Below are 11,878 nucleotides of genomic sequence, written 5' to 3' on the forward strand. Positions count from 1 at the left end.
GGGGCAGGAATGCATCTTGCTGGCTTTTATTGAAGCGATGAACTTCATCAACAAATAAAATTGTTCGCCGCCCCGCGTCGCGGTTTTGGCGGGCACGTTCAATCGCTTCACGAATTTCTTTAATGCCAGAGGTCACCGCAGAAATACGCTCAACATCAGCCTGACCATAACGGCCAATAATTTCTGCCAACGTGGTTTTGCCGGTTCCCGGTGGCCCCCAGAGGATCATTGAGTGTAATTGCCCGGCAACGATTGCCCGCGGTAACGGTTTACCCGGAGCCAGCAAATGCTGCTGACCAATGTATTGATCCAACGTCAAAGGCCGCATACGCGCGGCCAATGGCTGAAACTCATTCTGGGAAAAGTCGAGGGACATATTACTCACACTGACCTCACTGCCGCTGGTCGTCCAGCGTCACGCCTTTTGGTAGGGTAAATTTAAATTTACTGGCATCCGCAGAGCTATTTTGCTGACCTTTCAGCGTATAAGCGCTGCGCTGCCCATCTTGCTCAACCGCAGTAAAGCTTTTGATGGTGCCCGTTGGCGTCACTGTGATAGCAAATTGCTTCAAATTGCCACTGGCGCTCTTCGGCGTCAGTTCAAAATCATCGCCTTTCTGCTTCACATTATATTGTTTCCAATCATCCGGATTATTGCGGGTGATAAGCATAAATGGCGTGTTACCTGTGGCATTTTTCAGCCAGGTCGCCGTTGCTTGCTCAACAAATGGGTTATAGAACCACAATGTTTCACCATCAGAAATCAGAACACTTTCGTCAGGGGAGGTCATATGCCAATTGAATAAATTAGGCCGTTTCACCCATAACTCGCCCTCACCTTCTTGTACCGTAGCACCCTCTGAGCTACTCACTTTTTGCGAGAAGTTTGCATGGAAACTGTTCACCTTGCTCAGGCGACCTTGTAAATCGGTACTGGCATCTGCCAGCGCGTGAGCTGAAATTAAACCCGATAACAGACAGCAAGCAACAAGCAGTTTTTTCATTATTCCAAATACCTTATAAAATTCTCTGATAAATATGAGGTTTATGCTTCTTTGCATAAACCCCAACGACTCGACCTTACAAGGTGAGGACAGGTAGAAGAGTAAAGTGTCCGCTCCAGGGATGGCGCGACTCGAGCCATCAGGGACGATTTTACGGCGTCTTTACGATCTGCCTGTTTTCACCGCTACGGGCACTTTGTCATTAACCTCAAGGGCCGCAAAGCGGCCCTGTTTATGTTAACTGCCTCAAAGCAAAAGATGACTACTCATGCGGCGGCGGAGCCAAAACTTCACGATTACCATTATGACCCGGTGTACTGACAATCTGCTGAGCTTCCATTTGTTCAATGATACGTGCAGCGCGGTTATACCCGATACGGAATTGGCGCTGCACACCGGAGATAGACGCACGGCGTTTCTCCAGAACAAAATTCACCGCTTGATCAAACAGTGGGTCCAACTCTTCGTCGCTATCCAGGCCAAGGCTGCCCCCCTCACCCTCATCACTACCACTGAGAATGCTCTCAATATACTGAGGCCGACCACGCGCTTTCCAATCATTAACAACTGCATGCACTTCCTGATCTCGGACAAAAGCACCGTGAACACGTACCGGAATTGAGGAGTTAGGTGCCATATACAGCATGTCCCCCATACCCAGTAGTGATTCCGCGCCCCCCTGATCAAGGATAGTTCGTGAGTCAATCTTGCTGGAAACCGTAAATGCGATACGGGTTGGGATATTGGCTTTAATCAAGCCAGTAATCACATCCACAGATGGTCGCTGAGTTGCCAGAACCAAATGAATACCGGCAGCTCGGGCTTTTTGTGCCAAACGCGCAATCAGCTCTTCAACTTTCTTGCCCACCGTCATCATCAGGTCAGCAAACTCATCCACCATGACGACGATATAAGGCAATTTCACCAACATTGGCGGTGAGATATCCATGCTATCGGAGGGTTTCCAGAATGGATCTGGAATTGGCCGCCCCATAGCTTCAGCTTGAGCCACTCGCTCGTTATATCCCGCGAGATTACGCACACCCAATGCAGACATCAGCTTATAACGCCGCTCCATTTCGCCGACACACCAACGCAGTGCATTCGCCGCATCCTTCATATCCGTCACCACTTCGGTTAACAGATGGGGGATACCCTCATACACCGACAGCTCCAGCATTTTCGGGTCAATCATGATAAAGCGCACATCATCTGGCGTGGCTTTATACAAGATGCTGAGGATCATGGCGTTAACACCCACCGATTTACCGGAACCGGTGGTACCCGCCACCAGCAAGTGAGGCATTTTTGCAAGATCAGCCACTACCGGTTGCCCGGCAATATCTTTACCCAATACGATAGCTAGCGGTGATGGATTATCACGGAATTTGGCGCAATCAAGCACTTCGCGTAAATATACAGTCTGGCGATGTTTGTTGGGTAACTCCAACCCGACATAAGGTTTGCCAGGAATAACCTCAACCACACGCACAGCAATGGCTGATAGTGAGCGGGCTAAGTCACGAGAAAGATTGGAGATACGTGAAGCTTTGACGCCCGGCGCTAAATCAAGCTCAAAGCGGGTAATCACTGGCCCTGGCGAAATACCGACCACTTCCGCTTTAACCCGATAATCCCCTAGCCGCGCTTCAACCAAACGAGCGGTTTGCTCCAAAGCAAACATATCGACAGGTTCTTCTTCCGCTGGTGGCGAAGAAAGGAGATCCAGCGTAGGTAATGGGGTCGTCGGTTTGACCAAAGGCTGGTCATTACGCATCAAGAATGGGTGAATCAAACTGTCCATCGCCGGGGTTGGCTGCACCGGTGACACTGGTTGTGCAGGAGCCGTAGGTTGCACAGGTGTCGATTGACCCGAGTAGGCTTGATGAGTTTGATTTACCGCTGATGGCTGATAGGCCGAGCCCTGTTCAGTATTATCGGGTACTGAAGGGCTTTGCACCAGTGCAGGCGGTGCGGCTTCATCAACATACGGAGACAGTGTGAACAGAGGCTCACGCGGGCTTTCATCAACCAGATCGGCAACAGGCGAGAACGTGAAAGCACTGCGAGTATCTACAGGCTGTATTTCTTCAACAACATGCCCATATTGGCTATTGTCACTATTTTCACCCTGCGTTGCGCCATAACGATGTTGTTGCTGTGCGGCAAAAGCTTGGCGCAATGCTGCCTCTTGCAAAGCTTGTTCATCTTCCGGCTCAACTGCTGAGAACGCATTCACTCCCGCATCGGCTGGTTGCCCATAACGCTCGGATTGCTGATCAGCAAAAGCCTTACGCAAGATTGCTTGTTCTAATGCATCATCATCTTCAGATGTGGCACCTGCGGTGAACGGCATCTCGGGCGCTTGAGGCGTTTGCACCTCTTGCTCACGCAATTCCTGCTCCGCCATACGTTGAGATGGGAGTTTAATACCGTAGGATGCCAACTCACGCCGTGTAGGGATGCGGACCGGGTTAGGCCGAGGTAACTCCGGTCCTATACCTTGTTTAACCTGCGAACTGCTATCACTGATAGCCGTAAATGCTGGCATAAACGTAGCTGCGGCTGCACTTGCTGCGATGATCCCAGTTGCAGACCCAGGCCGACTGACTGACCCCATAGCGGCCAGGCTATCTGTATCTATGCCTAATCCTGGATTCATATATGGTGTATTTTCCACCTGATCGCTATGGCGTTGTGCCGCAGAAAAATCAAAGGGTGAATGGCTAGTTGGGGTTGCGGGTTTATCCCATGAACCTAGTTGGGGCTCAGGCCGTTCAACCGGTGGCGCAATCCGTGTTGGCGCAGGAGATGTCGCTTCCGGTGGAATCTCAAAAGAATAGAGTGGCGGCGCGGCAGTGACATTATCAGTTATCGGCGCTGTAGGGTGATTGATAATGGGTTCAGAAGGCCCCTCAGTAGAAGCTAATGCCGACTGTCCACCCTGATCTGTCGCCCGTAATGTACTCAATAATGGATCATAATGATGTAATGGGTCATCGCTTTCAGCCACAATTTGACTTGGCGGAATTGCGCCCTCCCATGTTGGACTGGCAGGTGTACCTGTTACGGATGGCGCCGAGAACAAAACATCGTCGTCATCTGCATAGGCTGAATTCGCCACCAACGCGGTAGCCGCAACTGCACCCGCTAGTGCTTTAGTATCTGCACCGACACCCTTATCTTGCTCAACGGTGTTCGCGTCATCAATTTGGTCATCGTCATCTTCATAACGTTCTTCACGACGAGAGCGATTAGTCATAAATGTCAATGACCCTAAGACGACCCCACCAATTTTCTCCGCAATAACCAACCATGACCAGCCGGTAAAAAGTGTCAAACCGACAGCCCAGATACAAAGCAACGTCAGGGTAGCACCAACGCCATTGAACCACGGCAACATGGCATTACTGAATAGACTACCGATTACCCCACCTGAGGCGAAGTAATACAGATCGTCAATATTTAAGGCAGCCAGCCCGCATGACGTTAAAATTAGCGCTAATGTGCCAATCAGGCGCAGCGAGAGAGCAAAGTAATCGATATGTTCACGGGTATCACGCTGGCGGAATGCGGCCCAGCACAACATCACCATAATGGCGGGAATTGCATAAGCCAACACACCAAAAGTGAAGAACAGTGTATCGGCCATCCAGGCCCCCACACTCCCTCCAAGGTTATGGATAGGCTCGTGCCATGAGGTTTGTGACCAACTCGGGTCTGAAGGATTGAAACTGAGCAGCGCGGCCATTAGGAAGGCTGCCAAAATCGTTACTACAATCAAAACAGCCTCAAGCAAACGACGCCCACTGCTGAGTTTTTTCAAAGTAACTTCTTTATCTTCTGTATATTCCTGGCTCAAGAAAGGCTCTCCAGGTTCCTGTTAACTGGTATGAGTAGCAACGCCGAGAACCCTCCCGGCGTTGAAACTGTATGAATAAACAGGAGTGTAACCAAATTACTCAGGTTTTGCACCTGCCTGTTTACCGCGTTTTAATAACAAGGCGGTTACTCTGCTTCACTTCTTCCATGACCACATAGGTACGGGTGTCATTCACGCCCGGCAGGCGAAGCAAGGTCTCGCCGAGTAATGTGCGGTAAGCTGACATGTCAGGTACACGCGTTTTCAACAAATAGTCGAAATCACCGGAAACCAAGTGACACTCTTGAATTTCCTCAAGATTTTTTACGGCAGCATTAAATTGCTCAAAGACATCCGGAGCGCCACGATTCAGAGTAATCTCAACAATAACCAACAATGATGCATCCAAATATTGTGGATTAAGCAGTGCGGTATAGCCATGAATGAAGCCCTGACGTTCTAAGCGGCGAACCCGTTCCAGACATGGTGTTGGTGACAACCCTACTCGTTTTGAAAGCTCAACGTTGGAGATGCGCCCATCCTTTTGTAATTCATTCAGGATGTTACGATCTATACGATCAAGCTCTTTCCCCGGGCGTTTTTTATTATCTATCATCTTATAGTCTCTCTTAATTTCCTTGAGTCTGCGACAGGCTCCAATCCGCAATAGATTGAGAACTTGTTGCAAACAACGACCCGCAGCCTGTTTTATGCAAATATATCAACACGTTGTTATCTCACACCCTGTCTGTCCAACCGCATGCGAGGTACTCGATGATTATTAGCGTTGAGGAAGAGATAGCGCATCACGAGCAACCGCAGAAACATCCCCCCTACGGTTGTTCGCGAACATACTCCACATGCCATCCAGCATTAATCGAAAACATTCCAGGGTTTTCGCTTGGTATCACTGATACCAAATCTGAAATTATGGCGCGCAGATAATTTCTTCTTCCTATGATGTTTTCGCAAATGCACAGCCGATTGTCAAAGTAAAAGAAGTTAAATCAGTAGAACGTGCCAGAATTAAAATCTTAGCCCCCTTCTCTGACCTATTTTTTCACCGTTTTTTAGCGATGAAATGGGGTTAAAAGAGACGAGCATATTGCGGGTATTTTTCGAGCAACCGGCTTGCAGGCCACATCGTTTGTGGGGTCAAAGGCTTTTGAGACTATTTTATCCATAACGTAAAAATGAATTTTGGTCTAATTTGCCCATGACTCAATTTTGTTTAACAGCTAACTGTCGATTCTTAATACATTTAGTTCATTAAATAGGCATTGCCTATCAAACAAATCGCTAACAACATTTTTGTCTGCTTTTTTTAATGCCCGAACTTCCCTACAATCGTTAACATTGTCCGCCATTGTGGGAAAGAGGTATTCATGAGCACGGCTAAACATAGCAAATTGATTATTTTGGGTTCTGGCCCTGCAGGTTATACCGCGGCAGTTTATGCGGCTCGCGCCAACCTGAACCCTGTATTGATTACTGGAATGGAAAAAGGCGGTCAATTGACCACCACCACCGATGTCGAAAACTGGCCGGGTGACCCGGAAGGCCTTACCGGCCCGGCGCTGATGGAACGGATGCATGCCCATGCAGAAAAATTCCAGACAGAAATCCTGTTCGACCATATCCATAAAGTCGATTTGCAAAACCGCCCATTCCGCCTGTTTGGTGACAGTGCCGAGTACACCTGTGATGCATTGATCATCGCGACAGGTGCCTCTGCACGTTACCTTGGCATGGAATCGGAAGAGGCACTCAAGGGTAAAGGGGTCTCTGCCTGTGCAACATGTGATGGTTTCTTCTACCGTAACCAAAAAGTTGCCGTCGTCGGCGGTGGTAATACCGCCGTTGAAGAAGCGCTATATCTCGCTAATATCGCTGCTGAAGTTCATTTGATTCACCGTCGTGATAGCTTCCGTTCAGAAAAAATCCTAATCGACCGCCTGATGGAAAAAGTGAAAAACGGCAATATCGTGCTACACACTGACCGGACGCTAGATGAAGTGCTGGGTGACGATATGGGTGTAACAGGTGTGCGGCTGAAATCGACCAAAAACAATGAAACCGAAGAGTTAGCAGTCGCGGGTGTATTTATTGCAATCGGTCATAGCCCTAACACCGCCATCTTTGGTGATCAATTAGCACTGGAAAATGGTTACATTAAAGTGCAGTCAGGTATTCAGGGCAATGCAACACAAACCTCAATTCCGGGTGTGTTTGCTGCGGGTGATGTTATGGACCACATCTATCGCCAGGCCATCACCTCTGCAGGTACTGGCTGTATGGCTGCGTTGGATGCGGAACGTTATCTGGATGGGTTAGTTAACGATAAATAATCTCTGACACAGCCGATTCACCTAATACAAACGGGCAACTGACACATATGTGAGCTGCCCGTTTTTCATTTCTGTTGGTTCTTTATTTTGCCTATCCACATGTCAATGAAAAACAGCAAATTATAGATATCGACTAATGCGGCAACTATCACAAGCATTATGGTTTCACCTCATGTCATGACGAGGTAATATTGCCCCTCGCTGGTTTGCCATCTTGAATGGTGACAAACATTTTTGAAATTTCCCCGTACTTTGCGCAGATAAATTGCCCGATGAATAAAACACGACAGTATGAGTTAATTCGTTGGCTGAAAAAACAAAGCGCCCCCGCGCAACGTTGGCTCCGCCTGTCTATGTTACTTGGCCTCCTCAGCGGATTATTGATTATTGCTCAAGCATGGCTACTAGCCACCTTGCTGCAATCTTTGATTATCGACAAAGTCCCACGGGCAGAGTTAATCACCGATTTTGGTTTGTTGGCAGGAACCTTTGCCGTGCGTGCCGTGATCAGTTGGTTACGGGAACGTGTGGGGTTTATTTGCGGCATGAAAGTGCGTCAGCAAATCCGCAAAATGGTATTAGACCGATTAGAACAACTCGGCCCGGCCTGGGTAAAAGGCAAACCTGCCGGAAGTTGGGCGACGATTATTTTGGAACAAATTGAAGATATGCAAGATTACTATTCTCGCTATCTTCCACAGATGTATCTGGCTGTTCTTATTCCGGTACTGATTCTCATTGCTGTCTTCCCTATCAACTGGGCAGCAGGTTTAATTCTATTTGTCACCGCGCCGCTTATCCCTTTGTTTATGGCGTTGGTGGGCATGGGAGCGGCCGATGCCAACCGGCGTAATTTTGTGGCGCTGGCGCGTCTGAGTGGTAACTTCCTCGACCGTTTACGCGGCTTAGACACCTTACGGTTATTTAACCGTGCCACAGCAGAAACAGACCAAATTCGCGAATCCTCAGAAGATTTCCGCCGCCGCACCATGGAAGTGTTGCGAATGGCCTTCCTCTCCTCTGCCGTGTTGGAGTTTTTCGCCGCCATTTCCATCGCAGTCGTTGCTGTTTACTTCGGTTTTTCCTATTTGGGGGAATTGAATTTTGGCAGCTACGGCCTTGGTGTAACACTGTTTGCAGGTTTTCTGGTTTTGATTTTGGCACCTGAATTCTTCCAGCCATTACGTGATTTAGGTACGTTTTATCACGCCAAAGCACAAGCTGTTGGTGCAGCTGAATCACTGGTGACCTTTTTGAGCACTGACGGTGAAACTATGGGCCGGGGTGATAAAGTTCTTGAAGGCTCCGATTCCATCGCTCTTGAAGCTAATGAACTGGAAATATTATCTCCTACAGGTATTCGTTTGGCCGGGCCACTGACATTCTCCCTCTCAGCGGGAAAACGAGTGGCTATCGTTGGCCTGAGTGGTGCGGGCAAAAGCTCTTTGCTTAATTTACTATTGGGTTTTTTACCTTATCGCGGCTCATTAAAAGTCAACAACATAGAACTGCGTGAACTGGATCCGCAAACTTGGCGTCACCAGCTAAGTTGGGTCGGACAGAATCCACACCTGCCGGAGCAGACGCTGGTCGCCAATATTCTGCTGGGCCAACCTGATGCTAACAATGACCAACTACAACTGGCGATTGAGCGCGCTTATATCAATGAATTCCTCGAGGATTTGCCACAAGGATTAGATACGGAGGTGGGTGACCACTCTGCGCGCCTTTCTGTTGGGCAAGCCCAGCGCGTCGCTGTTGCCAGAGCATTGCTGAACCCATGCCGGCTCTTGTTATTAGACGAACCTACGGCCAGTTTGGATGCGCATAGTGAGCAATTGGTTATGAAAGCCCTTGAAGAAGCGGCTCGTAAGCAGACGACTCTGCTAGTTACTCATCAGTTGGAAGATACGTTAGGATATGATCAAATCTGGGTGATGGATAATGGCCTTTTAATTCAACAAGGTGATTACTCCAGCTTAAGTCTGGCTGACGGTTCATTTGCCAATCTGCTGTCCCACCGCAGTGAGGAGCTTTAATCATGCGAGTACTTCTCCCCTTTCTGGCGTTGTATCGCCGCCATTGGTTCCTCATTTGCCTCGGCATTGTATTAGCGATAATCACTCTACTTGCCAGTATCGGATTACTCACTTTATCCGGCTGGTTCCTGGCTGGAACAGCTATTGCTGGGCCCGCAGGGTTGTATACCTTTAACTATCTGCTCCCTGCGGCGGGTGTACGAGGTGCTGCGATTACCCGAACAGCGGGCCGTTATGCCGAACGCGTTGTCAGTCACGATGCAACATTTAGAGTGCTGGCACATCTGCGGGTATTTGCATTCCAGAAAATCTTGCCGCTTTCCCCTGCCGGTATTGCTCGCTTTCGTCAAAGTGAGCTACTGAACCGCCTGGTCGCCGATGTCGATACACTCGATCATCTCTATCTGCGGGTAATATCCCCACTGGTTGCCGCCGTTGTTATCATCGCAGCTGTTACCTTCGGCCTGAGTTACATCGATGTCAATTTAGCACTGACACTCGGTGCCATTCTGCTCGGGTTGTTATTGTTAGTACCGTTGATTTTCTATCGTGCGGGTAAGCCTATTGGTCGTGATTTAACTGACCTGCGTGGCCGTTATCGTTCGCAACTAACGTCTTGGTTACAAGGTCAAGCCGAACTGTTGGTTTTCGGGGCATTACAACGTTTTCGCGCTTCATTAGAAGAGATTGAGCAGCGTTGGATGATTCGCCAAAAGCAACAAGCATCCTTGGCAGGCTTGGCCCAAGCGTTAATGATTCTCGCCTCTGGTTTGACGGTTACATTAATTTTATGGTTAGCCGCTGACGGAATCGGGGGTGACAGCCAGCCAGGTGCATTGTTGGCCCTGTTCGTTTTCACATCGTTGGCAGCGTTTGAAGCCCTGTTACCCGTTGCGGGTGCCTTCCAACATTTGGGCCAAGTTATTGCATCAGCGACTCGCGTTGGTCAGCTAATGGAACAACAACCCGAAGTGACGTTCCCGGCTAATGGCCCCGCGGCGACCCCACAGGCAGCGCTAGAAGTGACAGGGTTGGGTTTTACTTACCCACAGCAGCACTTGCCTGTTTTACAGAATATATCGCTGTCACTGGCCGCTGGGGAGCATATTGCGCTATTAGGCCGTACCGGCTGTGGCAAATCCACACTATTGCAGTTATTAAGCCGAGCATGGGATGCCAATGAAGGTGCCATCACGCTAAATGGGGAACCTTTGACCCGCTTTGATGAAGCGACACTTCGCCAAATGATGACAGTGGTCAGCCAGCGGGTGCACATTTTTAGCAGTACATTACGTGAAAACTTATTACTTGCCTGCCCTACTGCCACAGATGAACAGCTAAAAATTGTTTTGGCACAAGTTGGCTTGGCTAATTTGCTAGATAACGATGAAGGGCTAAATGCCTGGATGGGTGATGGTGGGCGGCCATTATCTGGGGGTGAGCAACGCCGTTTAGGTATTGCTCGCGCGCTGCTGCATCCCGCACCACTGCTGCTTCTCGACGAACCCACCGAAGGGCTTGACGCAGAAACCGAGCAACAAATTCTGACGTTATTACGCCAACACTGCCAACATAAGAGCCTGATTATGGTCACGCATCGCTTGTATGGGTTGGAATATATGGATCGAATCTGTGTCATGGATGGAGGAAAGATTGTTGAGCAAGGCAGCCACCAAAACTTGTTGCAAAACAAGGGCCGCTACTACCAATTCCATCAGCGGCATTAAGATGAAGATGATGTGCAAGTAAAGCGCCTATACCCTAAATCATTCGAGTTGCAGGAAGGCGGTCAACGCACATGCAGCTTGAAGTGTGATGGATATAAACATAGGCAGATAATCAGCAAACTTATAGCTAATATTAAGTAAAGCTGCTGAAAGCAAAGCAGTATTATTGTTATTGATGATGATATCCAAAGTCATTAGAGCCACAGCCAATTGGTAAGGTGAGTCCATCGTCAATAACGCTGTGGCTTCAAATACTACGGGGATGCCCAAATGGGCCTGTAAGTGTCACTAAGGGGATTTATGCGCATCACACAGCTCTCTTCTCAATCATTTGCGTTCCCCTCGCCTGAGCTGGCTCTGCGCGAACCAAACGGGTTATTGGCCCTAGGGGGAGATCTATCTCCTCCTCGTTTGTTGGCCGCCTACGAACGGGGGATTTTCCCTTGGTTCAGTCCTGGTGAAATGATTTTATGGTGGTCACCTGACCCCAGAGCCGTATTGTATCCAGAAGATTTACATATCAGCCGGAGCATGCGGCGTTTCCTGCGCAACTGCCCTTATCGATTTACGCTCAACCATGCTTTTGAAGAGGTTGTCCGTGCTTGTGCAACCCTGCGTGATGAGGGAACCTGGATTGGGGATGATGTACAGCAAGCTTATTGCCACTTACATACACTGGGTCACGCCCATTCCGTAGAGGTTTGGTTGGAAAATGAACTGGTTGGTGGTTTGTATGGTATTTCAGTGGGTTCACTCTTTTGCGGTGAATCTATGTTTAGCAGGGCTAATAATGCCTCAAAAAGCGCTTTAATGGTTTTTTGTCATCATTTTACCCGTCATGGTGGAGAACTGATTGACTGTCAGGTCCTCAACGCTCACACTGCGTCGCTGGGTGCGA

Annotated in this window: 8 protein-coding genes; 4 read left to right on the forward strand and 4 right to left on the reverse strand. The window is 48.9% G+C overall.

Annotated elements, in window-relative coordinates; genetic code table 11:
• The 4 genes from ACNSO8_RS06845 to lrp form a co-directional block, all read right to left on the reverse strand.
• Nucleotides 1–385, reverse strand: a 385-nt coding sequence (locus ACNSO8_RS06845; protein ID WP_418394203.1) for an AAA family ATPase, incomplete at its 3' end; no start/stop codon positions are given.
• Between the two features lie 7 nt (nucleotides 386–392).
• Nucleotides 393–1,004, reverse strand: coding sequence for an outer membrane lipoprotein chaperone LolA (gene lolA / locus ACNSO8_RS06850; RefSeq protein ID WP_418394204.1), 612 nt, complete (start codon nucleotides 1,002–1,004; stop codon nucleotides 393–395).
• Nucleotides 1,005–1,266: 262 nt separating this feature from the next.
• Nucleotides 1,267–4,866 carry a DNA translocase FtsK 4TM domain-containing protein gene (locus ACNSO8_RS06855; protein WP_418394205.1) on the reverse strand — a complete coding sequence of 1,200 codons (3,600 nt, stop codon included), beginning with the start codon at nucleotides 4,864–4,866 and terminating at the stop codon, nucleotides 1,267–1,269.
• A 121-nt stretch (nucleotides 4,867–4,987) separates the two neighbouring features.
• The gene (lrp, locus tag ACNSO8_RS06860; RefSeq protein ID WP_002211340.1) at nucleotides 4,988–5,482 is read right to left on the reverse strand and encodes a leucine-responsive transcriptional regulator Lrp; all 495 of its coding nucleotides are present in this window, start codon (nucleotides 5,480–5,482) and stop codon (nucleotides 4,988–4,990) included.
• Between the two features lie 769 nt (nucleotides 5,483–6,251).
• On the opposite strand from lrp, the gene trxB reads away from it, so the two are divergent.
• From trxB to aat, 4 genes are all read left to right on the forward strand, one after another.
• Nucleotides 6,252–7,214, forward strand: a complete 963-nt coding sequence (gene trxB, locus ACNSO8_RS06865) for a thioredoxin-disulfide reductase (protein ID WP_418394206.1) — start codon at nucleotides 6,252–6,254, stop codon at nucleotides 7,212–7,214.
• Between the two features lie 272 nt (nucleotides 7,215–7,486).
• Nucleotides 7,487–9,253 carry a heme ABC transporter permease/ATP-binding protein CydD gene (cydD, locus tag ACNSO8_RS06870; RefSeq protein WP_418394207.1) on the forward strand — a complete coding sequence of 589 codons (1,767 nt, stop codon included), beginning with the start codon at nucleotides 7,487–7,489 and terminating at the stop codon, nucleotides 9,251–9,253.
• A 2-nt stretch (nucleotides 9,254–9,255) separates the two neighbouring features.
• Nucleotides 9,256–10,980, forward strand: a complete 1,725-nt coding sequence (cydC, locus tag ACNSO8_RS06875) for a heme ABC transporter ATP-binding protein/permease CydC (protein WP_418394208.1) — start codon at nucleotides 9,256–9,258, stop codon at nucleotides 10,978–10,980.
• 300 nt (nucleotides 10,981–11,280) lie between these two features.
• Nucleotides 11,281–11,878: leucyl/phenylalanyl-tRNA--protein transferase (gene aat, locus ACNSO8_RS06880; RefSeq protein ID WP_418394209.1), on the forward strand; the 598-nt coding region annotated here is incomplete at its 3' end.

Source organism: Yersinia sp. LJYL362 (genome assembly GCF_048323875.1).

Bases quoted from the DNA above. Each gene is read 5' to 3' on its own strand.
- lolA (WP_418394204.1), bottom strand. From the start codon at position 1,004: ATGAAAAAACTGCTTGTTGCTTGCTGTCTGTTATCGGGTTTAATTTCA.
- lrp (WP_002211340.1), bottom strand. From the start codon at position 5,482: ATGATAGATAATAAAAAACGCCCGGGGAAAGAGCTTGATCGTATAGAT.
- trxB (WP_418394206.1), top strand. From the start codon at position 6,252: ATGAGCACGGCTAAACATAGCAAATTGATTATTTTGGGTTCTGGCCCT.
- cydD (WP_418394207.1), top strand. From the start codon at position 7,487: ATGAATAAAACACGACAGTATGAGTTAATTCGTTGGCTGAAAAAACAA.
- cydC (WP_418394208.1), top strand. From the start codon at position 9,256: ATGCGAGTACTTCTCCCCTTTCTGGCGTTGTATCGCCGCCATTGGTTC.